Origin of the sequence: Streptomyces pristinaespiralis (genome assembly GCF_001278075.1) — a bacterium.
Taxonomy (GTDB): Bacteria; Actinomycetota; Actinomycetes; order Streptomycetales; family Streptomycetaceae; genus Streptomyces; species Streptomyces pristinaespiralis.
Map to the genome: position 1 here is coordinate 4146470 of NZ_CP011340.1, position 24176 is coordinate 4170645.

Annotated in this window: 18 protein-coding genes; 8 read left to right on the forward strand and 10 right to left on the reverse strand. The window is 71.9% G+C overall.

The window, feature by feature from the left end:
• Positions 1-293: 293 nt before the first annotated feature.
• On the forward strand, positions 294-869 hold the full coding sequence (locus tag SPRI_RS17475) for a TerD family protein (protein ID WP_005314460.1): 576 nt from the start codon (positions 294-296) through the stop codon (positions 867-869).
• A gap of 121 nt (positions 870-990) precedes the next feature.
• On the opposite strand, the gene SPRI_RS17480 is transcribed toward SPRI_RS17475, so the two are convergent.
• On the reverse strand, positions 991-2046 hold the full coding sequence (locus SPRI_RS17480) for a PucR family transcriptional regulator (RefSeq protein WP_037776472.1): 1056 nt from the start codon (positions 2044-2046) through the stop codon (positions 991-993).
• A 198-nt stretch (positions 2047-2244) separates the two neighbouring features.
• Here SPRI_RS17480 and SPRI_RS17485 point away from each other — a divergent pair, with 198 nt between their 5' ends.
• From SPRI_RS17485 to SPRI_RS17505, 5 genes are all read left to right on the forward strand, one after another.
• Positions 2245-2889, forward strand: a complete 645-nt coding sequence (locus SPRI_RS17485; RefSeq protein ID WP_037776474.1) for a hypothetical protein — start codon at positions 2245-2247, stop codon at positions 2887-2889.
• A 113-nt stretch (positions 2890-3002) separates the two neighbouring features.
• Complete coding sequence (locus SPRI_RS17490; RefSeq protein ID WP_005314465.1) at positions 3003-5069, forward strand: SPFH domain-containing protein; 2067 nt, start codon at positions 3003-3005, stop codon at positions 5067-5069.
• Between the two features lie 272 nt (positions 5070-5341).
• Positions 5342-10288 carry a DNA repair ATPase gene (locus tag SPRI_RS17495; RefSeq protein WP_053557078.1) on the forward strand — a complete coding sequence of 1649 codons (4947 nt, stop codon included), beginning with the start codon at positions 5342-5344 and terminating at the stop codon, positions 10286-10288.
• Positions 10289-10935: 647 nt separating this feature from the next.
• Positions 10936-12768 carry a S9 family peptidase gene (locus tag SPRI_RS17500; RefSeq protein WP_053557079.1) on the forward strand — a complete coding sequence of 611 codons (1833 nt, stop codon included), beginning with the start codon at positions 10936-10938 and terminating at the stop codon, positions 12766-12768.
• A gap of 93 nt (positions 12769-12861) precedes the next feature.
• Positions 12862-13620 (forward strand): SURF1 family protein, encoded by a 759-nt coding sequence (locus SPRI_RS17505; RefSeq protein ID WP_005314475.1) that lies wholly within the window; start codon positions 12862-12864, stop codon positions 13618-13620.
• A gap of 510 nt (positions 13621-14130) precedes the next feature.
• Here SPRI_RS17505 and SPRI_RS17510 read toward each other — a convergent pair.
• From SPRI_RS17510 to SPRI_RS17540, 7 genes are all read right to left on the reverse strand, one after another.
• A complete protein-coding gene (locus SPRI_RS17510) occupies positions 14131-15180 on the reverse strand; it encodes a hypothetical protein (protein WP_063805350.1) in 1050 nt (349 codons plus the stop codon).
• A 149-nt stretch (positions 15181-15329) separates the two neighbouring features.
• Positions 15330-15989, reverse strand: a complete 660-nt coding sequence (locus tag SPRI_RS17515; RefSeq protein ID WP_078535289.1) for a SigE family RNA polymerase sigma factor — start codon at positions 15987-15989, stop codon at positions 15330-15332.
• Between the two features lie 303 nt (positions 15990-16292).
• Positions 16293-17384 (reverse strand): aspartate-semialdehyde dehydrogenase, encoded by a 1092-nt coding sequence (locus SPRI_RS17520; protein ID WP_005314478.1) that lies wholly within the window; start codon positions 17382-17384, stop codon positions 16293-16295.
• Positions 17381-18652, reverse strand: a complete 1272-nt coding sequence (locus tag SPRI_RS17525; protein WP_005314479.1) for an aspartate kinase — start codon at positions 18650-18652, stop codon at positions 17381-17383. The genes SPRI_RS17520 and SPRI_RS17525 overlap by 4 nt, the downstream gene beginning before the upstream one ends.
• Positions 18653-18932: 280 nt before the next feature.
• On the reverse strand, positions 18933-19592 hold the full coding sequence (locus tag SPRI_RS17530; protein WP_005314481.1) for a DUF5063 domain-containing protein: 660 nt from the start codon (positions 19590-19592) through the stop codon (positions 18933-18935).
• Positions 19585-20184 (reverse strand): recombination mediator RecR, encoded by a 600-nt coding sequence (gene recR, locus SPRI_RS17535; RefSeq protein WP_005314484.1) that lies wholly within the window; start codon positions 20182-20184, stop codon positions 19585-19587. Before recR ends, SPRI_RS17530 begins: the two co-directional genes overlap by 8 nt.
• A 79-nt stretch (positions 20185-20263) precedes the next feature.
• Positions 20264-20599 carry a YbaB/EbfC family nucleoid-associated protein gene (locus SPRI_RS17540; RefSeq protein WP_078535290.1) on the reverse strand — a complete coding sequence of 112 codons (336 nt, stop codon included), beginning with the start codon at positions 20597-20599 and terminating at the stop codon, positions 20264-20266.
• Positions 20600-20999: 400 nt separating this feature from the next.
• On the opposite strand from SPRI_RS17540, the gene SPRI_RS17545 reads away from it, so the two are divergent.
• Positions 21000-21743 (forward strand): SLATT domain-containing protein, encoded by a 744-nt coding sequence (locus tag SPRI_RS17545; RefSeq protein WP_005314489.1) that lies wholly within the window; start codon positions 21000-21002, stop codon positions 21741-21743.
• 160 nt (positions 21744-21903) lie between these two features.
• Here SPRI_RS17545 and SPRI_RS17550 read toward each other — a convergent pair whose 3' ends face one another.
• Together SPRI_RS17550 and SPRI_RS17555 are read right to left on the reverse strand one after the other, a co-directional pair.
• Positions 21904-22554 carry a hypothetical protein gene (locus tag SPRI_RS17550; RefSeq protein ID WP_005314492.1) on the reverse strand — a complete coding sequence of 217 codons (651 nt, stop codon included), beginning with the start codon at positions 22552-22554 and terminating at the stop codon, positions 21904-21906.
• A gap of 281 nt (positions 22555-22835) precedes the next feature.
• Positions 22836-23567, reverse strand: coding sequence for a GntR family transcriptional regulator (locus SPRI_RS17555; RefSeq protein WP_005314495.1), 732 nt, complete (start codon positions 23565-23567; stop codon positions 22836-22838).
• 106 nt (positions 23568-23673) lie between these two features.
• On the opposite strand from SPRI_RS17555, the gene SPRI_RS17560 reads away from it, so the two are divergent.
• Positions 23674-24114: a hypothetical protein gene (locus tag SPRI_RS17560; RefSeq protein WP_234020393.1), complete on the forward strand. Its 441-nt coding sequence runs from the start codon at positions 23674-23676 to the stop codon at positions 24112-24114.
• Positions 24115-24176 lie beyond the last annotated feature (62 nt).

Sequence of the window (24176 nt, forward strand, 5' to 3'; positions counted from 1 at the left end):
CCGGCGACGTGCGCTGGGTCACACGTGGGCCGGGACGGCTTCGTGCGCGGGACCGACGGGTCACCGGCGGGACTGGCCACTGCCTCCACGGGCCCGTCGGCTGACCGCACGCCTTCAGGAACGAGCGGCGCGACAGCTTCTTCGCCGACGAGGAGGGCGGCCAGGCCCGGTCGTGGGACCCGATTGACCCGATCGGGGAAAGGGGGAACCGAAGCGGTGGGCCGGTCGTTGTCCGGTCGGGCAAAGGAATCGTCAAGTGGCGCGGCCCGCGCCGGATTGCGCAGGGGATTTCCATGGGTGTCAGCCTTTCCAAGGGCGGCAATGTCTCGCTCAGCAAGGAGGCCCCGGGCCTGACCGCGGTCGTCGTGGGCCTCGGCTGGGACGTACGCAGCACCACCGGGACCGACTTCGACCTGGACGCCAGCGCCCTGCTGGTGGACACGAACGGAAAGGTCCTGTCCGACCAGCACTTCGTGTTCTTCAACAACCTCAAGAGCCCCGACGCCTCCGTCGAGCACACCGGTGACAACCTCACCGGTGAGGGCGAGGGCGACGACGAGCAGATCAAGGTCAACCTGGCCGGTGTGGCCGCAGAGGTCGACAAGATCGTGTTCCCGGTGTCGATCCACGAGGGCGAGAGCCGCGGCCAGTCCTTCGGCCAGGTGCGCAACGCCTTCATCCGCGTCGTCAACCAGGCCGACAACAAGGAGCTGGCGCGCTACGACCTGAGCGAGGACGCCTCGACCGAGACCGCGATGGTCTTCGGCGAGCTGTACCGCAACGGCGCGGAGTGGAAGTTCCGTGCCGTGGGCCAGGGTTACGCCTCCGGCCTGCGCGGCATCGCGCAGGACTTCGGGGTCAACATCTGATCCGGTCCGTCTTTCCGGTGTCCGGTCCGCACACCGCGGACCGGACACCAGGGCTGGAACGCAGGGCTGGAACGCAGGGGCCGGGCATCAGGCCCTGAGGGGCTGACACCGAGGCCCGGCCCTAGAGCTCCTTCGCCGGCCAGTCGAGCAGACGGGCACCGATCGCCGCCGTCTGCAGCATGTAGCGATGCTGGGGATCCGTGGGGTCGGAGCCGGTCAGCCGGTGGATCCGCTCCAGCCGGTACGTCAGGGCGCGCACGCTCAGACGCAGCGTCCTCGCCGCCTGCGCGGCGACGCACCCCGCGTCGAAGTACGCGTGCAGTGTGTCCAGCAGCGGCTGGGCGCCGCCCCTCGCCTGCTGAAGCGGGCCGAGCGCACTGTCCACCAGGTCCGCCATGGCCTCACGGTCGCGAGCCAGGACCGGGAAGACCAGCAGGTCCGCCGCGTGCAGGACCGGGTCGTCGAGGCCGATGCGGTCGGCGAGGTCGAGGGCGTTGAGGGCTTCCTCGTACGAGCGGACGACGCCGCCCGCCCCCGGATGGGGACGGCCTATGGCCGCGCGCCCGCCGTCGGTCGCCGCATGCGCCTGCTTGGCGAAGTAGCGCACGACCTCCTCCTGGTCGGCCGGCACCACACAGATGAGGCGGCCGTCCTTGGTGGTCAGCAGGATCCGGCGGTCACCGAAGCGGCTGAGCAGCGCCGCCTCCACCGACCGCGTCACCGGGTGCGTGTCGTCGTACGGCTCAGGACCGGCGGCGACGGCGACGGCGTGCGCGTGGGCGAGCCGCAGCCCGAAGCGTTCGGCGCGCTGAGCGAGCCGGCCGGGGTCGCTGCGCCCGTACAGCAGGTCGTCGATGAACTCCCGCCGTGCGGCTTCCTCCTTGCGCACGGCCAGCCGCTGCGCCCGCTCGTAGCCGCCGGCGAACGCGTCGATGGCCTGCTCGACCGCTGCGAGCACGCTCTCCGGCGAGGTGGTCCGCGGCCACGCCACCCTGGTGGCGGCCAAGTGGCGGATGACCAGGGCCCGTAGACCGTGTCCGGACTCGGCGGCCTGTTCGCCGAGCGCCCGGCGGCCCTCCACTTCGTCGCGGGTCAGCCGGCGTCCTGTCCTGCCGACCTCGGCCAGGATCTCCGCGTACCCCGAGAGGTACTCCTCCGGAACCTCTTTGACTGACATGCGCATCCCCCACCGACCATCTGGAACCATCCGGCCGCCGGCCGCGTCACGCGGTCCGTCGTCCGGCATCAAGAACGTGTAAAGACTGCCGGAACCCGGCAATGCGAGCAACTGCCGTCCGCTGTCAGGATGGAACCACGCCGGAGCACGGGATGCTCCTGGTGCTGTGACTCGGCAATGGGATACGGGGGCGAAACGGTGAACGAGTTCCTGTCGGCCGCCTTCTCCTTCCCCACTCTGCTGTTCAGCGCCGCTCTCGCCGTGGTCCTCTTCTTCTGGCTGCTGGTGCTCATCGGCGTCGCGGAACACGGCACGTTCGACGGTGACATCGAACCGTCGGGCATCGGTGCGGCCGGCCTCGGCGGGGTGCCGGTCTCTGTCGCCGCGTCGCTACTGATCGCGTTCGCCTGGTTCACCAGCCTCACCGGGTCGGTGCTGCTGCGCCGGTCGCCCCTCGCCGGTGTCCCGTACGCCCTCCTCGCCTGCGCGGTGCTCGCCGCCGCGGTGCTCGTCGCCTGGTGGGTCACCCGGCGGCTGGTGCGCACCCTGGCCAGACTCTTCCCCGAGGAACGGGGGCCGTCCCGGCAGGACTTCGTCGGCATGACGTGCACCGTCCGCACGGGGCGGGTGGATGCGCGCTTCGGGCAGGCGGAGGTCGCGGCCCGGGACGGCTCCACCGCCGTCGTACAGGTCAGGGCGCTGGGCGCCGAGGGCGAGGGGCCTCTCGCCGCCGGTTCCACGGGGCTGCTCTACGCGTACGACGAGACCGGTGAGTTCTTCTGGGTGGCGCCCTTCCCGCAGTTCGGTGAACTGCCCGGAGCCGGCTCGCCCTCCGCCGCCTGACCACAGGCTGCCTGACTGCCCGTCACTCGCACGTAGCGACCGCGCCCGCGTACGGGCGACCGCACCCTTCCCGCTCGCCACACGTACCTCACCTCTCACACGAGGGATTCCTCATGGATGCCATCACCGTGGGCATCGGCGTGCTCATCGCCGTCGTACTGCTCATCGCCGTAGGTCTGCTGCTGATCGTCTCGAGACTGTTCCGCAAGGTCGAACAGGGCAAGGCCCTGATCGTCTCCAAGATGCGGAAGGTCGACGTCACCTTCACCGGGCAGGTCGTCCTGCCGGTCCTGCACAAGGCCGAGACCATGGACATCTCGGTGAAGACCATCGACATCACCCGGACCGGCCGCGACGGTCTCATCTGCCGGGACAACATCCGCGCCGACATCCGGATCTCGTTCTTCGTCCGCGTCAACAAGACCGTCGAGGACGTCATCAAGGTCGCCCAGGCCATCGGCACCGCGCGGGCCAGCGACAAGGAGACGCTGCAGGATCTGTTCAACGCCAAGTTCTCCGAGGCGCTCAAGACCGTCGGCAAGCAGATGGACTTCACGGACCTCTACACCAAGCGGGACGAGCTGCGGGACCGGATCATCCAGCTCATCGGCACCGACCTCAACGGCTACAGCCTCGAGGACGCGGCGATCGACTACCTGGAGCAGACGCCGCTCTCCCAGCTCGACCCCTCCAACGTCCTCGACGCCCAGGGCATCCGGAAGATCACCGAGATGACGTCCGTCGAGCATGTGCGCACCAACGAGTTCCAGCGCACGGAGGAGAAGGAGATCACCCGGCAGAACGTCGACGCACGCGAGGCCATCCTCGAGCTGGAGCGCCGCCAGGCCGATGCCGAGATCAAGCAGCGCCGTGAGATCGAGACGGTGCGGGCCCGTGAGGAGGCCGAGACCGCGCGGGTGATGGAGGAGGAGCGGCTGCGGGCTCAGAGCGCCTTCCTGCGGACCGAGGAGCAGCTCGGCGTCCAGCGTGAGAACCAGGCGCGCGAGGTGGCCGTCGCGGAGAAGAACCGCGAGCGGGTGATCGCCATCGAGAGCGAGCGCATCGAGAAGGACCGGCTGCTCGAGGTCATCGCACGTGACCGTGAGACCGCGCTGACCAGGATCGCCGCCGACAAGGAGGTCGAGGCGGAGAAGCGGGAGATCGCGGAGGTCGTGCGCGAGCGGGTCGCCGTGGACCGGACGGTCGCCGAGCAGGAGGAGTCCATCAAGCGGCTGCGCGCGGTGGAGGAGGCCGAGCGCGAGCGGCAGGCGATCATCATCGCGGCCGAGGCGCAGGCCCAGGAGAAGCTGGTCAAGGACATCAAGGCGGCGGAGGCGGCCGAGCAGGCCGCGGTCCACCGGGCGGCTGAGGAGATCACGCTCGCGGAGGCCCGGGTCAAGTCCGCGGACCTCGACGCGCGCGCCAAGCTGCGGCTCGCAGAAGGCGTCCAGGCGGAGGCCGCGGCGGCGGGTCTCGCGGCCGTCCAGGTCCGCGAGAAGGAGGCCGACGCGATCGAGAAGGCCGGCCGTGCCGAGGCCGGCGCCGCGCAGGCCCGGCTGCTCGCGGAGGCGGAAGGCGTACGGGCGAAGGGTGCGGCGGACGCGGCGGCCATCGGCGACAAGCTGAAGGCGGAGGCGGCGGGCCTCACCGAGAAGGCCGCGGCGATGGCGGCCCTCGACGAGGCGTCGCGCGGGCACGAGGAGTACCGGCTGCGCCTCGAGGCGGAGAAGGACGTCCGGCTGGCGGGGCTCGAGGTTCAGCGTCAGGTGGCCGAGGCTCAGGCGACGGTGCTGGCCACGGGTCTGGAGAGCGCCGACATCAGCATCGTCGGCGGGGAGTCCGTCTTCTTCGACCGGCTCATGTCGTCGATCTCGCTCGGCAAGGGCGTGGACTCGTTCATGCACAACTCACAGACGGCGCAGACGCTGGCGAAGCCGTGGCTGGACGGCACGTCGAGCTTCACCGACGACCTGACGTCGGTCCTCGGCTCGGTGTCCACCGGTGACGTACAGAACCTGACGGTCTCGGCGCTGCTGATGCGGATGATGAAGTCGGGCGGCGGCGCGCAGCTCCAGCCGCTGCTGGACATGGCCGACCGACTGGGTCTGGCGGACACGCCGATCGGGGCGCTCGCCGACGGCCCCGCGCCGGCGCTCAACGGCTCGGCCCCGGCCGCCTAGAACACCCGCACACGCACGGTGCTGCCGGACGGGGGTCAGCAGCGCCGGGCGGGTGCGGGCCCGGTCCCGCCGTCCGTGGTGGGCGCGATGCGCCCACCACGGACGGCCGGACGCCGGCACGACCCCGTAGCCGGAGACGACGACTCCCCATGGGCTCCGGGAGGCCGGAGCCCGCCACAGCAGGGAAGGGACGGGGCGGAAGCGCCTCTCCGTTCCTGCCGGCAGACGCACCTCGGGCCGCGCGCCCCTCGCAGGAAGCGAGCACAGCCACCATGACCACGCACACCACCGAAGTGCCGCACGCCGGCGGCCTGGACTCCGGGACGTACGAGGTGCTGCGCGACCGGCTCGGCGCGCAGGCGGCGGAGCTCGCCCGGCGGGCCGAGGAGCTCAACGCCCGCCGTGTCGAGACCTTCGGTTCGACGGAGCTACGGCTCACCGGCACCGAGCACCTCCGCACGGAGAGCAACAGCGTCCCGCGCGACATCGTCGCCGTCGGCGACCGTCTGCTCCTCGGCCACAACGTCTCCCCCGGGCTGCGGGCCCGGACCACGGTGGGTGACGTCTTCACCGTCCACGACCGCGAGTTGAACCGGCTCGCGGAGGACGCCGTGCCCGGCCTCCTCGACGACCCCGCGTTCCGCGGCGAGTTCGAGGCGCTGCACCGCTACTACCAGGGCGCCCGGCTCCTCCGGCTGCGCCGTCTCGACGGCCGGCTGCTGGCCGTGTTCCGGACCGGGGACAAGGCCGACGACATCCGGGTGCTGCGCTGGGAACTGACAGCGGACGGAGGCGCGCGCTTCCTCGACGCGCGGGGCGAGCGCGACCATGTGCTCCCGCCGTCCCACGACTTCGAGTGGACGGCCGCCACCCGCGACGACCATGTGCTCGGCCGCCATCCGCACGTGTCCGTCGGCGGTGAGGTGTTCGTCTCGACCGTCGGCGGCTTCCTGACGGTGAAGACCGAGGACGACACGGAGACGGCCGCGGGCATCCACGCCGAGCCGGTCGTCGAACCGCTCCAGTCCCTCGGGGACGCCGAGATCGAGCACGCCCGCGTCGGTCCGCTCGTCCTGCTGCGTATCCGCCCGTACAAGGAGGAGGCGTACCGCCACCTCGTGCACAACACGGTCACCAGGACGGTGGTGCGGCTGGACGGCATCGGGCAGGCGTGCCGCAGGCTCCCCGAGGACCAGGGCATCGTCTTCCCCGGCGGCTACTACCTGACGGCGAGCGGGACCGCGCGGACCTTCGACAACATCGACGCCGGGCTGATCGGCGCGCTCGAGTTCGAGCGGACGGTGCGGTCGCCGAACGGCGAGGACGTGCTGTTCGCCTTCCACGCCCGTGTGGAGGGCCGGAGCCTGCTGCTGCCGTACAACGTGATCCGCAAGGCCGTCGCCACCCCGCTGCTCTGCCAGGGCTACGCCGTCTTCGAGGACGGCACGCTGCTGGTGCTGCGCGCCGACGGTGACGAGCCTGGCAGGGTCCACCCGACCCAGCGCTGGCAGTCGCCGTTCGTCTCCGACACCTACGCCGCGGCCCGCCCCGCCGGGGAGGGTCCGCTGGCCGTCGTCGGCAACGCCGATCTGGTGCGCGGCATCTCCGACTGCCTGTCCCTGGCACGTGCCGTCACGGAGACCCAGGACAGTCCCACCACCGGCGTCTACGAGGCGCTGTTCGCCGCCTGCGTCCGTGCCACGGACGCATACCACTGGCTGGCCGACCCCGAGCTGGGCGACCTCGGCGCCCCGCTCGCCGGGATGCGGGCGACGGCCGAGCAGATCGTCACCGAGTACGAGACCGTGCGCGACCTGACGGCACAGGCGGCCCGTGCGCTGGACGAGGCGGCGGCGCGGATCGCCGGCCAGGTGCGCCGGCTGCGGGGCGGGACGCCGCGCGGCGCGGGCGAATGGGTCGAGGGGCTGACCGGGCTGCGCCGGGCGCAGGGCGCGCTGATCACGCTGAAGGAGCTGCGGTACGCCGACACGGACCGGATCGACGCCCTCGCCGCGGACACCGACGCCGACATCGCCTCCTTCGCCCAGCGGGCGGTGGCGTACCTCGGGCGCGAGGACGCCTTCGCGGAGCACCACGCCGAGATCGAGCGGCTGACGGCGGAGGCGGAGGCGATCGGGACCGTCGCGGAGGCCGCACCGGTCGGGGAGAAGCTCGACGCGCAGGCGGAAGGGCTGCGTACGGTCACCGACGTGGTGGCCGGCCTGGACATCGGCGACGCGGTCATCCGCACCTCGGTCCTGGAGCGGATCGCGGAGGTGCTCGGCGGTGTCAACCGGGCCCGGGCCACGCTCGACGGTCGCCGCAGGGATCTTCTCGCCCGAGAGGGCAAGGCGGAGTTCGCCGCGGAACTGGCCCTGCTGGGGCAGGCGGTGACCGGTGCGCTCGCCGTCGCCTCCGACCCGGAGGCATGCGACGAGCAGCTCGCCGCGTTGCTGCTGCGGCTGGAGAACCTGGAGTCGCGGTTCGCCGAGTCCGACGACTTCCTGGCGCAGCTGGGTGCGAAGCGGACCGAGGTGTACGAGGCGTTCGCGGCCCGGCGGCAGACCCTCCAGGACGCGCGGGCGAGGCGCGCCGAGCGGCTGGCGGGGTCGGCGGAACGGGTGCTGGAGACGATCTCCCGGCGGCTCGCCACCCTCGGTGACACCGACGGGATCAACACCTACTTCGCTTCCGACCCGATGGTCGCCAAGGTCCGCCGCACCGCGGAGGAGCTGCGCGAACTGGGCGACGGAGCACGGGCGGAGGAGCTCGAAGGACGGCTGAAGGCCGCGCGCCAGGAGGCGGCACGGGCCCTGCGCGACCGGACGGACCTGTACGCGGACGGCGGGTCGGCGATCCGGCTGGGCCGTCACCGGTTCGCGGTGAACACCCAGCCGTTCGAGCTCACGCTCGTGCCGCAGGGCGACGCGCTGGCGTTCGCACTCACCGGCACGGACTACCGTTCGCCGGTCACCGACGCCGCAGCTCCCGGCTTCGCGGACACCCGCCCCTACTGGGAGCAGACGCTGCCGTCGGAGAACGCGTCGGTGTACCGCGCCGAGCACCTGGCCGCCCGGCTGCTCGACGAGCACGGCGCCGCGGCCCTGGCCGGCGCCGACCTCTCCGACCTCGTGCGGAGGGCGGCTGAGGCCTCCTACGACGAGGGCTACGAGCGGGGCGTGCACGACCATGACGCGGCCCTGATCCTCGGCGCGCTGCTCCGCCTCCACGAGCGGGCCGGGCTGCTGCGCCACCCACCACGGGCGCGGGCCGCGGCGCAGCTGTTCTGGGCGCACGGCACCGACGAGGCCGTGCGCACGTCCTGGACCCGGCGGGCGGTTTCGCTGGCACGGGCCCGTGAGACGTTCGGTCTGGCGCCGGCCATCGGCGCGTTCCGGGCCGAGATGGCGCGGGAGATCGGGGACGCGCTCGCCGCGGAGTACCTCTTCGAGGAGCTGACGTGCGCACCTGAAGGGTTTGTGACGAGTGCGTCCGCCCGCACGCTGCTGGATAAGTTCCGCCGCACGGTGGGTACTTCCGCGTACGAGGAGGACCTGGCGGCGCTCGGCGACGACCTGGCGGCCCGCCGTCAGGTCGTGGAGAACTGGCTGGGCGCCTACACCGGGGCGACGGGGGCCGACACCACCGACCTCGTGGAGGCCGTCGCCATCGAGCTGTGCCCCGGCCTGGTCCGGTACGAGTGCGCGGCTCAGCTCACCGAGCGGGTCGAGGGGCTGCTCGGCGGCCACGCCCGCATCGAGCGCCGGTCGATGACCGTCCGGATCGACGAACTGCTGTCCCGGACCCGGCACTTCCGTGAGGAGGTCGCTCCGGGGTTCCGCGCATACCAGCAGCGCAGGACCGCCCTGGCCACCGCCGAGCGGGACATGCTGCGCCTCGACGAGCACCGGCCGCGCGTGATGCCGGCGTTCGTGCGCAACCGTCTCATCGACGAGGTCTATCTGCCGCTGATCGGCGACAACCTGGCCAAGCAGCTGGGGACGGCCGGCGAGTCCCGGCGCACCGACAGCAACGGGCTGCTCCTGCTGGTCTCCCCGCCGGGTTATGGCAAGACGACGCTCATGGAGTACGTCGCCGACCGGCTCGGCCTGCTCCTGGTCAAGGTCAACGGCCCCGCGCTGGGCCATGCGGTGACGTCGCTGGATCCCGAGGAGGCGCCGAACGCGACCGCCCGCCAGGAGGTCCAAAAGATCAACTTCGCCTTGGAGGCGGGGAGCAATGTCCTGTTGTACCTGGACGACATCCAGCACACGTCGCCCGAGCTGCTGCAGAAGTTCATCTCCCTGTGCGACGCGCAGCGCCGCATGGAGGGCGTGTGGCGGGGCGCGACCCGCACCTACGACCTGCGGGGGAAGCGCTTCGCGGTGTGCATGGCGGGCAATCCGTACACCGAGTCGGGGCAGCGGTTCCGGATCCCGGACATGCTCGCGAACCGTGCCGACGTGTGGAACCTGGGTGACGTGCTGACGGGCAAGGAGGACGTGTTCGCCCTGAGCTTCGTCGAGAACGCGCTCACCTCCCACCCGCTGCTGGCGCCCCTCGCGGGCCGCGACCGGACCGAACTGGAGCTGCTGGTCCGGCTCGCGTCCGAAGACGCGACCGCACGGGCCGACATGCTCGGCCACTCCTACGCCCCGGCCGAGCTGGAACAGATCCTGGCGGTCCTGCGGCATCTGCTGACCGCCCGGCGCACGGTCCTCGCGGTGAACTCCGCGTACATCGCCTCCGCGGCGAGCAGCGACGAGACCCGCTCGGAACCGCCGTTCCGGCTCCAGGGCTCCTACCGCAACATGAACAAGATCGTGGAGCGGATCAGCCCGGTGATGAACGACGCCGAGCTGGCGGCCGTGGTCGAGGACCACTACACGGGCGAGGCACAGACGCTGACGACGGGCGCCGAGGCGGCGCTGCTCAAGCTGGCGGAGCTGCGGGGGGTGCTGAGCGGGGAGCAGGAGGCGCGCTGGGAGGAGATCAGGACGCGGTACGTGCGCGCCCAGGCCCTCGGCGGACCGGACGGCGACCCGCTGACACGGGCCGTCGCCGCGCTCGGGCTGCTCGCGGACCGGGTGGCGGCGGTCGAGTCCGCGATCACGCGGGCCGCCGACCCGCGCCACGTCCTGGCACGGCCGCAGGGACGCCACGCGGCGTCCACGGCGCGGCCGTCGGTGTCCGACGGCGGGCCCGCCGCGCTTGGGTGACGGCCGGCTGCCGGCGGACCGCCCCGGCGGGGGCTCGCGTGACCGCCCGCATCCCGGTCCGGCCCGGCGGACCTGCCGGACCGGGACCAACCGCAGCTGCTCACTGTCGCCGTCCGGCCCACTGGGCCCGCGAGACCGCCCGCATCCCGGTCCGGCCCGGCGGACCTGCCGGACCGGGACCAACCGCAGCTGCTCACTGTCGCCGTCCGGCCCACTGGGCCCGCGAGACCAGCCGCATCCCGATCCGGCCCGGCGGACCTGCCGGACCGGGACCAACCGCAGCTGCTCACTGCCGCCGTCCGGCCCACTGGGCCCGCCCGCTCGCCCGCTACCGCCGTCCAGGGGCGGGCCCCGCCGGACCTGGATCAACCGCGACAGCCGACTGTCGCCGACCGCCGACCGGCGGCCGGCGGCCGGCCCCGGTGGGGCCCGCGTGACCACCCGCTACCGCCGTCGCGGTCCGACGACCGGCCCGGGTCGGGGCCCGCGTGGCCGCTGCTGCGGCCGTCGCCGTCCGATGGCCCGCCCGGCGGGGATCGTGGGACCGCCCGCTGCCGGGGACCGTTGCGGCGGCCGCGAGGAAGGCTCCGGGGGAAGTTATCCACAGGCTGCGGAGGACGGAGACGAAATCCGCTTTCATTGGGGGCATGAGCGACGCACCCACCACGCCCGACATGCCCGGCACCTCTCCCATGCCCGACTGGGAGAAGCGGTTCCGGGCGCCGCGCGTCTCGCTGCCCGACTGGGCGGAGGACGCACCGCACCGTTCCCTCTTCGTCTCGAACGCGACAGGGACGTACGAGCTGTACGCCTGGGACCGGTCGACGGGGGAGCAGCGCCAGGTCACCGACCGGCCCAACGGCACGACGGACGGGATACTCACCCCTGACGGCGAGGCCGTGTGGTGGTTCTCCGACACCGACGGCGACGAGTTCGGCGTCTGGATGCGGCAGCCGTTCCACGGCGGGGACGACGTGCCCGCCGCGCCGGGCCTGGAGCCCTCCTACCCGGCGGGCCTCGCCATCGGCCGGGACGGCACCACCGCCGTCGTCGGCCGCTCCACCGACGAGGACGGCACGACGATCCATGTCGTACGGGCGGGCGCGGCGCCCGTCGAGATCTACCGGCACCGGGAGTCGGCGGGGGTGGGCGACCTCTCGCACGACGGCTCGCTGCTCGCGATCGAACACACCGAGCACGGCGACGCCATGCACTCCGCGCTGCGCGTGACCCGCCTCGACGGCAGCACGGTCGCCGAGCTGGACGACACGCGCGGCGGCACGGTGGAGCTGGGCCTCGAGGTGCTCGGTTTCGCGCCGGTCGGGGGCGACACCAGGCTGCTCGTCGGCCACCAGCGGCGCGGCCGGTGGGAGCCCATGATCTGGGACGTCGCCTCCGGTGAGGAGACCGAGCTCGGCATCGAGCTGCCGGGCGATGTGAACGCGGAGTGGTATCCGGACGGTTCCGCGCTGCTGATCGCGCACAGCTTCGAGGCACGCGGCGAGCTGTGGCGCTACGACCTGGCGACGCGGGCGCTGACGCAGATCGAGACCCCGGCCGGTTCCGTCTCCGGCGCGACGGCCCGGCCGGACGGCACGGTGGAGTATCTGTGGTCGTCCGCGGCCCGGCCGCCGAGTGTCCGCTCGACCGGCGGCGCCGTGGTCCTCGACCCCCCTGGCATGAAGGCGCCCGCCTCCGTGCCGGTCGAGGACGTCTGGATCGAAGGCCCCGGCGGCCGTATCCACGCCCTGGTGCAGAAGCCGGCCGGGGCGGAAGGACCGCTGCCCACCGTCTTCGAGATCCACGGCGGCCCCGCCTGGCACGACAGCGACTCCTTCGCCGCGGGTCCCGCCGCCTGGATCGACCACGGCTACGCGGTCGTCCGCGTGAACTACCGGGGCTCCACGGGCTACGGCCGCGAGTGGACGGACGCCTTGAAGCACCGCGTCGGCCTGATCGAGCTGGAGGACATCACGGCGGTCCGCGAGTGGGCGGTCGGCTCGGGCCTCGCCGACCCGGCGAAGCTCGTCCTGGCGGGCGGCTCGTGGGGCGGCTATCTCACGCTGCTGGGCCTCGGCACCCAGCCGGAGGCATGGGCGGTCGGCCTGGCGGCGGTACCGGTCGCCGACTTCGTCACCTCGTACCACGACGAGATGGAGAACCTGAAGGCGCTGGACCGCACGCTGTTCGGCGGCAGCCCGGAAGAGGTGCCGGAGCGTTACGAGGCCTCGTCTCCGCTGACCTACGTGGACGCGGTCCGTGCCCCGGTCTACATCTCGGCCGGTGTCAACGACCCGCGGTGCCCGATACGGCAGATCGACAACTACGTGGACAGGCTCGCGGCGCGCGGCGCGGTCCACGAGGTGTACCGGTACGACGCGGGGCACGGCTCGCTCGTGGTGGAGGAGCGGATCAAGCAGGTACGGCTGGAGATCGACTTCGCCGAGAGGTATCTGAAGGGGGCGGCGACACAGCGGTGACCCTGGCGGGGCCTGCCCGTCCGGCACCCGATGGGTGGCCCGGCCGGCGGCCCCGCCACCAAGAACGGCTGAGGTGTTCCGTACCGTGGAGGGGTGTACCGATTCCTGCTGACGCCCCGCTGGTGGGGGATCAACGTCTTCGTCCTGCTGGCGATCCCGTTCTGCATCTTCATGGGCTCGTGGCAGCTGGGCAGGTTCGAGGACCGCGTCGACTCCCACCGTGAGGCGGAGCGGAAGCCGGACGCGGACCAGCAGCAGGCGGCACCGCTGGACGAGCTGCTACCGGTCGACAAGGAGACGTCGGGCCGGCTGGCCACGGCGTCGGGCCGGTACGGCGAGCAGTTCGTCGTACCCGGGCGTGAACTCGACGGCAGGCGCGGCTCGTACGTGCTGACGCTGCTGGAGACGGACAACGGCCGGATGCTGCCCGTGGTCCGCGGCTGGATGCCCGAGGGGGGCCGGGCCCCGGCCGCTCCGGCGGGCGAGGTCACGGTCACGGGAGCCCTTCAGGCCTCCGAGTCGACGGGCACCGACGGCGTGCACACGGCCGGCGGTCTGCCCGCCGGGCAGCTGGGCATGATCAGCGCGGCGTCACTGGTGAACCTGGTGCCGGACGACGTGTACGACGCGTGGGTCACGCTGTCGAAGGCGGACAGCGGCCTGACGCCCGTGCCCGCGTCCGCGCCGCAGAACAGCGGCCTCGACCTCAAGGCGTTTCAGAACCTGGGCTACACGGGCGAGTGGTTCGTCTTCGCGGGCTTCGTGCTCTTCATGTGGTTCCGCCTGGTCCGCCGCGAGGCGGAGGCGGCGCGGGACCGCTCGCTCGGCCTGGACCCCGAGACCGCGAGCTGACGCTCCGGGCCGCACTCGGGCCCGGCCCGGTCCGTGGCACCCGCCCCGGGTCACGGCCCGACGATCCGGTCCGCCGCCCGGCTCCGGCCGCACCCCGGCTCCGCCGGCCCGGGCCGCCGTCTGACGACGCCGGACCGCCGTCCGGTTCCGGCCGCACACCCCTGGGCGCTGTCTGATCGTCCGGGCACAGCCCCCGGGCCACCGCCCGGTGCGTCGGTGCGCCGTGGGCCCGGGCCCCGGGCCATCGACCGGTCCATCAGCGCGCGCAGCCTGCCCACCGCCCCGGGCCGGCCCACCGACCTGGCCTGCCGGCCGACCCGGCCCGGCCCGTGGCGTCGCGTACAAGTCGCCGCCCGTCCACCCGGTCCTGCCCCGGGGGACCGTCGGACCCCGCGGTCCACCCCGGCCGTACCCGCGCTTACGCGATCAGCCCAGCAGTCCCCGCCGGTCAGGCCCGCCGCTCCCCGCGCTCCCGCAGGGCGAAACCCGCACGCCCGCGCGGCGCGGCCGTCACTGGTCCGTCAGGACACCCGTGTGGTAGATCGTTCCGGCACACGCGTTCGCGACGACCGACTGTCCGTACACGCCGCCGCTCAGCGCCGAGTACGTGACCGTCACGCTGCCTTCCTTGACGCCGTCCTCCGTCATGAGCTGGGGCTCGACGGCGCTCTCGCCGCTGCCGCCGCTGTCGCCGGTGCCACCGCCCTGACCGCCGCCACCGCCGCCCCCTGAGACCTCGCCCTCCGTGGGTGAGGGGTCGGGCGAGGGTTGCACGGTCGGACAGGTGTCGGAGGGGACCCAGGCGAACTTCATCGCGAACGCCTCGGACGCCATCGCGACCGCCACGTCCGTCTCCGTCGGCGACGGGTCGGGCAGACCGCCCGCCGCGTCGCCCGCGACGTGACGCACCACGCTGATCCGCGTCTGGTCGGCCGCGCCGGACGTCTGGAAGCCGATCGAGGAGCGCCCGATGATGCAGTCGGTGCTCGAGACGTTGGTGACGCGGAAGGTGCCGTACACCTTGCCCTCGCCGTCCGGTCCGCCCGTCTCCGTGGAGACGCTCAGCTGACCGGCCGTGCAGGTCTCCACCTCGCCCACGGCAGGCGGCTGGACCGCGCCGGAGCCGCCGTCCCCGCCGCCGGTGGGCTGCGCGACCGGCGGGTTCGCTCCGGCGCTCTGACCGGGCGGCACCGCGGGGCCCGTGCCCTGCGTGGGCCCCTTGGTGCCGTTGTCCCCGCCGGTGACGCCCGGGGCGTTGCCCGTGCCGCCCTGTGCCTGCTCGCCGTGCCCGGCGTTGACCGGGTTCGCGCTGTCGCTGCCGCTCGAGTTCGCCACGTGGACGAAGGCGGGGACGGCGGTGCCGATCAGCAGTGCCGCCGCGGCCGCCCCGACGAGTGCCTGCCTCTTGCGGGCCCGCCGCGCCGGTACCGCCCGGCGCAGGTGGTCCAGTGCGCCGGCGGAAGGCTGGATGTCCTCCACGACGCCGTGCAGCAGCCGCCGCAGCGCGTCCTCGTCGGTCCCGATCTCCGTGCCGAGGTCATCGGTCGGCCCGTTGTTCACAATCTCGTTCCCAGTCCGGTCGTCAGACGGCCCGTCCGGCCCGTAATGCCCAGAGCTCTGTGCGTGCTCTCGTTCGCGCTTGCCTTGGTGCTCGCGCCCGCTTTCGTGTCTGCGTTCGTGCTCGCGTTCGTGCTCGCGTTCGTGCCCGCTCATTTGGTGGCCTCCATGGCGACGCGCAGCGCCGCGATACCCCGTGAGCCGTACGCCTTCACCGAGCCGAGTGAGACCCCGAGGGTCTCCGCCACCTGCGCCTCGGTCATGTCGGCGAAGTATCGCAGCACCAGTACTTCGCGCTGCCGCCGCTGAAGCCCGCGCATCGCCTTGATGAGTGCGTCCCGCTCCAGCTGGTCGTACGCGCCTTCCTCGGCGCTCGCCATGTCGGGCATGGGCTTGGAGAGCAGCTTGAGGCCGAGGATCCGCCTGCGCAGCGCGGAGCGCGAGAGGTTGACCACGGTCTGCCGCAGGTAGGCGAGGGTCTTCTCCGGGTCACGCACTCGGTTGCGCGCCGAGTGGACCCGGATGAACGCCTCCTGGACGACGTCCTCGCAGGAGGCCGTGTCGTCGAGGAGCAGCGCGGCGAGACCCAGCAGCGACCGGTAGTGGGCGCGGTAGGTCTCGGTGAGGTGGTCGACGGTGGTGCCCGTGGCCATGGTGTCGTCAGCACCCTGCCGCTGGGACGTGACGCGGGACGTCCGCGAAGCGGGCATGGGAGCGATCACCGGCATGCCGCCGGCTGGGCGGGGCCTGCGGAGCGGTCGCACTGCTGCGCCGCGTACCGGGACCCTTGCGATGTCGAGAACCTCTGCCACGCCAGTTGGACACGCTTCCCCCCGCCAGGGTTGTACGCGTACGCCACCGCTTTTGACGGTGGACCAAATGTCCGCATGCGCACCGCTCTTCCCCAATGCCCCATTTTTTTGCAGCACCGCGCCGAGGTGCCCACAAAGACGCTTCCCGCCCAACTACCGGTTGCAGTAAGGGAGAAGCGAACTATCAAACATGCCGATGCCCCAGTCCAAGTGGTACAGATTTCGACTTCCTCACAGGGCGTCCACAGATCCTACAAAGGACCACCACGGAATCGAGTCGTATTTACTGCTGGGACCACGAGATTACGAGATGGTTCCGGCGCCCCTGCCGCCGCCCGCCCCTGAGCCGTACTCGGCGGCCACGGCCTCCGCGATCTGCGCCGAGTTCAGGGCCGCGCCTTTGCGGAGATTGTCACCGCACACGAACATCTCGAGGCCGCAGGCGTCGTCCGGCGAGCGCCGCACCCGCCCCACCCATGTCGGGTCCGTCCCCACCACGTCCGCGGGCGTGGGGAAGTCGCCCGCCTCCGGGTTGTCGTAGAGGACCACACCGGGAGAGGTCGCGAGGACCTCGTGCGCCCGCTCCACGGTGATCTCGTTCTCGAAGCGCGCGTGCACCGACAGCGAGTGCGTGGTGAGCACCGGCACGCGTACGCAGGTGGCCGTGACCTTCAGCCCCGGCAGATCGAGGATCTTGCGGGTCTCCGCCCGCAGCCCGAGCTCTTCGGTGGACCAGCCGTCGTCGGCGAGCGTGCCCGTCCAGGGGACCACGTTGAGGGCGATCGGAGCCGGGAACGGCCCGAGGTCGTCGCCCACGGCACGCCGTACGTCTCCGGGACCGGTGCCCAGTTCCGTGCCGGCGACCATGGACAGCTGTTGGCGCAGAGCGGCCACGGCGTCACGTCCGGCGCCGCTGACGGCCTGGTAGGACGAGACGACCAGTTCCCGCAGCCCGAACTCGGCGTGCAGCGCGCCGACGGCCGGGATCATGGCGAGCGTGGTGTCGTGCGGGCCGGCGACGATGCCTCGCGGACGCACCCGCACGGCATGCGGGTTCACCTCGGGCACGACCAGCGGGACGTCCGGGTCCGCCCGGAAGGCCGGCGACGCGTCCACGACGACCGCGCCCTTGGCCACGGCGACGGGCGCCCAGCGCTCCGACACCTCGCCCGGCACCAGGAAGAGCGCGACGTCGATGCCGTCGAAGACGCTCTCCTCGAGCGACAGGACCTCGCACTGCTCCCCGCGCACGGCCAGCTTGCGGCCGGCCGAGCGCGGGGAGGCGGCGAGTCTGATCTCGCCCCAGACGTCCGCGTGCTGGGAAAGGATCTCGAGCATCACCGCGCCGACTGCTCCGGTCGCACCGACGACCGCGAGCGCCGGCTTGCGGTTCATCGCCCGGTGCCGCCGTAGACGACCGCCTCGTCGGAATCGGAGTCGAGCCCGAAGGCGCTGTGCACGGCGCGGACGGCCTCGTTGACGTCGTCGGCGCGGGTGACCACAGAGATGCGGATCTCGGAGGTCGAGATCAGCTCGATGTTCACCCCGGCGTCCGACAGCGCCTCGAAGAACGAGGCGGTGACGCCCGGGTTGGTCTTCATACCGGCGCCGACCAGGGAGATCTTGCCGATCTGGTCGTCGTAGCGCAGCGAGTCGAAGCCGATCGAGCTCTTCGCCTTCTCCAGGGCGTCCATGGCCTTGCGGCCGTCCGTCTTGGGGAGGGTGAAGGAGATGTCCGTCAGCGCGGTGGTGGCCGCGGAGACGTTCTGGACGACCATGTCGATGTTGATCTCGGCGTTCGCGATCGTGCGGAAGATGGCCGCGGCCTCGCCCGGCTTGTCCGGCACCCCGACGACCGTGATCTTCGCCTCGGAGACGTCGTGGGCGACTCCGGAGATGATGGCGTGCTCCACCTTCTGATCCCCTTGCGGTTCGTTGCTGACCCAGGTGCCTCGCAGTCCCGAGAAGGACGAGCGGACGTGGATCGGGATGTTGTATCGGCGTGCGTACTCGACGCAGCGGTGCAGGAGCACCTTGGAGCCGGAGGCGGCGAGCTCCAGCATGTCCTCGGAGGAGATCCAGTCGATCTTCCGGGCCTTCTTCACGACCCGCGGGTCGGCGGTGAAGACACCGTCGACGTCGGTGTAGATCTCGCAGACCTCGGCGTCCAGCGCGGCGGCGAGGGCGACGGCGGTCGTGTCCGACCCGCCCCGGCCGAGCGTGGTGATGTCCTTCTTGTCCTGGGACACACCCTGGAAGCCGGCGACGATGGCGATGTTGCCCTCGTCGAGCGCCGTGCGGATCCGGCCCGGCGTCACATCGATGATGCGCGCTTTGTTGTGGACCGAGTCGGTGATGACGCCGGCCTGGCTGCCGGTGAACGACTGGGCCTCGTGGCCCAGGTTCTTGATCGCCATGGCGAGCAGCGCCATGGAGATCCGCTCTCCTGCGGTCAGCAGCATGTCGAACTCACGCCCGGCAGGGATCGGGGATACCTGCTCGGCGAGATCGATCAGCTCGTCCGTCGTGTCACCCATCGCCGACACCACGACGACCACCTGGTGGCCGTTCTTCTTGGCATCGACGATTCGCTTGGCGACCCGCTTGATGCCTTCGGCATCGGCTACGGAGGAGCCTCCGTACTTCTGCACGACAAGGCCCACGTGCGCTCCTCGTTCGGTCTTGTGCAGTCAATACTGCGGTCGGCTCAGTCTATCGAGCGGCCGCGGATCGCCCCTGTGATGTCACATGGTGAGATGTCCCGCTCAACAGGTGATCATCCGGAAGTCCCGGAGGGGCGCCCGCGGCCGTTCGGACTGGCTACTGCCCAAGGGGCGGGGAGCTACGCGAAGTGTGGGCCGGCTCACACGCGCCGGTGCCGGGATCCGGCCGCCCCGGCCCTGACCGGCCGTGGGCCGGTCAGTGGGCCGGTCAGTGGGCCGGTCAGTGGGTCCGGCGCAGCTCCGGCGGCCCGAGGATCTCCTCGACCATGACCCGGCCCGCTTCCTCGGCCAGCGCCTCCTCGGTCAGGTCCTCGTCCGTGTCGAGGCCGTCGAGCTCGGCGAGCGGCTGGTCGAGCCGGACGTGCGCGACCAGGGACTGGAGGGCCCGGAGGGTCGCGGAGGCGGTCGGCCCCCAGTTGGAGAAGTACGAGAACTGCCACCACCACAGGGCCTCGGTGGTGCGGCCGGCCCGGTAGTGGGCGAGCCCGTGGCGCAGGTCCATGACGATGTCGGCGAGGCTGTCGGAGATCCGCGAAGGGACCGGCGCCTTGCGCGGCTCGTAGGGGTCGAAGACCTCCGAGAAGACGTCCACCGGGTCGAGCATCGTCGCGAAGCGCATGCGCAGGTCGTCGACGTCGGCGTCCGGGCCGGTGTCCGGCTCGTACCGCTCGTCCGGGACGATGTCCTCGTGGGCGCCGAGGCGGCCGCCGGTCAGCAGCAGCTGGGAGACCTCGAGCAGCAGGAACGGCACCGCACTGTCCGGTTCGTCGCCCTTCGCCACCTCGGTCGTGGCGACGATGAAGGACTCGATCGAGTCGGCGATCTGAACCGCGAAGTCGTCCGGGTTCTGGTCAACGGCGTGCAGCATGGCGTCAGACATCGAGCAGTCGTCTCCCCTCGAAGGCACGCCCGAGCGTGACCTCGTCGGCGTATTCCAAGTCTCCCCCGACAGGGAGTCCACTGGCCAGCCTGGTGACCTTCAAACCCATCGGCTTGATCATTCTGGCGAGGTACGTAGCCGTGGCCTCGCCCTCCAGGTTGGGATCCGTGGCCAGGATCAACTCGGTGACGGTGCCGTCCGCGAGCCGGGCCAGCAGCTCACGGATCCGCAGGTCGTCGGGGCCGACACCCTCGATGGGGCTGATGGCCCCGCCCAGGACGTGGTAGCGCCCCCGGAACTCACGCGTGCGCTCGATCGCGACGACGTCCTTCGGCTCCTCGACGACACAGATCACCGAGGGGTCGCGGCGCGGGTCGCGGCAGATGTTGCACTGCTCCTGCTGGGCCACGTTCCCGCAGACCGCGCAGAAGCGGACCTTGTCCTTGACCTCGAGGAGGGCGTGCGCGAGCCGGCGCACGTCGGCCGGCTCCGTCTGGAGGATGTGGAAGGCGATCCGCTGCGCGCTCTTGGGACCGACGCCGGGCAGCCTGCCCAGTTCGTCGATGAGGTCCTGAACCACGCCTTCGTACAACGGAACGCCTCTCCTTGGAGTGCTTGCTGCTTACGGTAGTTGGTGACCGAGAGGTAGGGGAGACGTATCTCCGGACGTCTCAGAAGGGCATGCCCGGCATGCCGCCCAGGCCCTGGGCGAGCGGGCCGAGCTTGTCCTGCTGGAGCTGCTGCGCGTTCTCGTTGGCGGCCTGGACGGCGGCCACGACGAGGTCGGCCAGGGTCTCGGTGTCCTCCGGGTCCACGGCCTTGGGGTCGATGACCAGGCCGCGGAGCTCGCCGGAGCCCGTGACGGTCGCCTTCACGAGCCCGCCGCCGGCCTGGCCCTCGACCTCGGTCTGCGCGAGCTCTTCCTGGGCCTTCGCCAGGTCCTGCTGCATCTTCTGGGCCTGCTGGAGCAGCTGCTGCATGTTGGGCTGGCCACCACCGGGGATCACGGTCACTCCTGGCTTCGTCGACGACTGGGAATCCCGTACGTCCAAACGCTCCGTACGTTTCGGTACACCTGAGCCTACGTGCTCGCCCAGCAGCGTGCCCTACCCGCTTCCGGCAACTCTTTCGAGTGAGCGGCGGGGCTGTTTCCGGAGCTCCTTTACCTGACCAGGACCCCCATGTGGGCGGCAATCCGGGCATCGGGGGCCCACAGCCCTCCATTCGGCGGTATGAAGGGGCCTGCGCAGCACTGGGACGCATGCGCGCCTCGTACGTCACGCGGTGTAGCGTCAGCACCTTTTCAGCACCTTTTCGGACCTGATGGTTCAGAGTCGGTCGTCAGTCCTGGTCACGTCAGTCCTGTCGTCGGTCCTGGTCGTCAGCAGAGCGCAGAGGAGTGCACCGGTGAGCCAGCCGGAGATGCAGCCCGGCGGGCCCGCCCGCGGGGAGGGCGGCGAGGTGCCGCTGGGTGACCTGACGGGGCGGCCCTTCCCCCTCGGGGACTGGGGCGAGCCCGCGGCCCGCCTCGACGAGCTCTACCGCTGGGTCGAGGCGGACGCGCTGCGCACCGTGGACTGGTACCTCTCCGACCGGGTCCGCAAGCGCCGGACCGCGCGTCTGCTGCGCCTGGGCACGGCACTCGGCGTCGTCGCCGGCTCCGCCCTGCCCCTGCTCGACCTCACCGGCACCCTGGTCAGGGCCGCGCCCTGGGGATACGTCTCACTGCTCCTCGCGGCGGCGTGCCTGGCATGCGACCGGTACTTCGGGCTGACAGCCGGCTGGATGCGGGACGTGGCCACCGCGCAGGCGGTGCAGCGCCGGCTCCAGGCGCTGCAGTACGACTGGGCGTCGGAGAGCGTGCGCGAGGTGCTGGGCCCGGCGGAGGGAACGGCGAGCGAGGCGGCAGAGCGCTGCCTCGGCGTGCTCCGCCGCTTCTCGGAGGACGTCTCCGACCTGGTCCGCTCGGAGACCGCGGACTGGATGACGGACTTCCGGCCCGGTCCGGCGCCGCTGCGGCTGCACTCGGCGCCGCCGCGCGCGGTGACGGACGCCCATCCGGCCCCGGGCGTCATCCAGGGCCGCTTCCCGCTCCCTCCCGCCTCCCGCCCGAACATGCCGCGACAGCGCCCTCCGGAGCCGCCGCGCTGACGCACGTCTCGCCGACGGCCTCCCGGTGCGGTTGCTCATCCGCACCGGGGACCGTGCCGGAACGAGGCCCTGCCGGAACGAGGTGCCCGACCGCCGTCGGGCACCTGTCCGGCGTCCCGACCGCGGGGGCGCGGACGGCCGCTCGGCCTGGGATGGCCGCTCAGCTGAAGATGATCATCGAGCCCTGCCCGAGACTTCGCGTCGCCGCCGCGTGCAGCCCCAGCCACACGTGCCGTTCACGGGCGAACGGACTCTCGTCGTACGGGATCGGCCCCGCCGGCTCCTCGAGCGCCGTGGGTCGCTCCGGCGGTTCCGGCGCGGCCGGCGGGTTCGCCGGGTCGATGCCGATGGAGGGGGCCACGTACTCCAGCTCGCGCAGCAGGCCCTGCGTTGATCCCAACGGCCCGCCGCCCTCGAGGAGTTCGTCGTTGAACAGCGGGTTGGCGAAGTCGACCGGGACGTAGGCACCGGCGTGGTCGTAGTGCCACACCAGGTGCGACTGCTGCGCCGTCGACTCGAACATCTCCAGCAACTGCTCGTAGTCTCCGCCCAGTTCGTCGACCGGGGTCACCGCGAGCCCGCACAGCTGCAGCAGATAGGCGCGCCGCAGGAAGTGCAGCGCGTCGTAGTCGAAGCCGGCGACCGGCGCGACGTCGCCGGACAGGCCCGGCATGTAGGCGAAGACGGGCACCGTCGGCAGGCCCGCGCCGGTCAACGCCTTGTCGTAGGCGGCGATCTCTTCGGCGAAGGGATTGTCGGGGCTGTGGCACAGCACGTCGACAAGGGGGACCAGCCACAGGTCACAGGCCAAGGGAGGGCTCGCTCTCAGCAGTTCGGGCACGGGGGTGCGGTGGAGGGTCGTGGGCGGGAGGACGCGGGGACGGCGGCTCCAGGTGGAGAAAGCGTGAAGAACGACGATGGTCGGGACAGCGTAGTGCCGTCGGCGCGGCGCGCGAAGGGTTCCGTTCGACACGGTTCGGTACGTTCCGGTACCCCTTTGTCACTCCTCTCCCACGACCCATACCCACACCCCGGCCGCCCTCTGCCCCGGCCGGCCCGGCAGTTTCCGTACGGCTTCGGGCAGCGGCACGCTCACCCCTCGCGCCGCGTCTGCCTCTCGCGCTGCTCCATGCGTTCCGCCCAGACCAGTGCGTGGTCGTCGTAGGCCCGGATCTCGGCACGGACGCCTGCCGCGTCGCCGCGGGCCACCGCCTCGACGATGTCCTGGTGGCCGCCCCAGAGCCGGGCGGGCAGTTCCGGGTCCAGGCGCAGGAACGGTACGGAGAAGACCCAGGCCTGCACGCGCAGCCGGTGCAGGAAGTCGCAGAGGTAGCGGTTGGCGACGAGCGCACCGAGTTCACGCCAGAAGCGCAGGTCGTAGCCGATGAGGATGTCCAGGTCGCCGGTGCGGGCCGCCCGTGCGGCCTCCTCCGCCCGGCGGCGCACGGACAGCATGGCCTGCGGGGCCGGCGGCGAGGGTCTGCTCCGCGCGACGTGGCCGAAGATCGCGTCCACGATCAGCGACCGGGTCTCGACCATGGTCCGGAAGTCGTCGAAGGTGAACCGGTGCACCTTGAAACCGCGGTGCTGGTCGGAGTCGAGGAGGCCCTGCGCGGACAGGTCGACGAGGGCCTCGCGCACGGGGGTCGCCGAGACGCCGTACTGGTCGGCGATCTCCTTGACGGTGAACTCCTGCCCCGGCTGCATCCGCCCCGCGAGCACCTCGTCACGCAGCGCGTCGGCGATCTGTTGCCGCAGAGTGCTGCGGGTGACGGCACTCGCGTTGCCGTTCCCGCCACTGCCGCCGCTGCCGTAGCCGGGCATCGTGGGCTTCTCCTTCGCCTTCGGTCCCGGACACGATAGGCCAGGGGTGAAACGGCCGGTACGCGGGCGGCGTACGGTCCAAAGCGGGAGGGGAGGCGAGATCCGGGTGCGGGAGACGTTCGAGGCGGCCACCGGCGACGGCCCGCCGGTGTCAGGGCCGGGCAGGGCAGCGGAGGTACGGACGGCGTTCGAGGGGCTGCTCCAGATCCGGCGGGTGACGAACACCACGGGCGGCGAGGCCGTGCCCGCGCCGTGGGAGCTGATGCGGACGGTCCGCGCGGTGGCGCTGGCGCTGGAGGCCTCGGGCTTCCCGCCCTCCGCCGTCCTCGACGAGCGGCGCACGGCCACGGGCTACCGCGTCCGGCCCGGCGAGCGCCCGCACACGGTGTACGTCAATTGGCTCGGCCCGCCGGGCAGCGGGGCGGCCCAGGAAGAGGAGGACCGCCTCAAGGCGTGCGCCGAGGTGCTGGCGGGGCTGGGCTGGGAGGGGCTGCTCTACCGGGGCCCCAGGAAGCGGCGGTTCCTCGAGGTCGAACCGGGCGCCTGAAGCGGACGGTGAGGCGCCGCCCCCTCGACCGGACATGACCGGCCGGCCGAGGGGGTGGCGGC

Coding starts and splice junctions, on each gene's coding strand:
- SPRI_RS17475 (WP_005314460.1), top strand. CDS start 294: ATGGGTGTCAGCCTTTCCAAGGGCGGCAATGTCTCGCTCAGCAAGGAG.
- SPRI_RS17480 (WP_037776472.1), bottom strand. CDS start 2,046: ATGTCAGTCAAAGAGGTTCCGGAGGAGTACCTCTCGGGGTACGCGGAG.
- SPRI_RS17490 (WP_005314465.1), top strand. CDS start 3,003: ATGGATGCCATCACCGTGGGCATCGGCGTGCTCATCGCCGTCGTACTG.
- SPRI_RS17495 (WP_053557078.1), top strand. CDS start 5,342: ATGACCACGCACACCACCGAAGTGCCGCACGCCGGCGGCCTGGACTCC.
- SPRI_RS17500 (WP_053557079.1), top strand. CDS start 10,936: ATGAGCGACGCACCCACCACGCCCGACATGCCCGGCACCTCTCCCATG.
- SPRI_RS17520 (WP_005314478.1), bottom strand. CDS start 17,384: ATGAACCGCAAGCCGGCGCTCGCGGTCGTCGGTGCGACCGGAGCAGTC.
- SPRI_RS17530 (WP_005314481.1), bottom strand. CDS start 19,592: ATGTCTGACGCCATGCTGCACGCCGTTGACCAGAACCCGGACGACTTC.
- SPRI_RS17555 (WP_005314495.1), bottom strand. CDS start 23,567: ATGCCCGGCTACGGCAGCGGCGGCAGTGGCGGGAACGGCAACGCGAGT.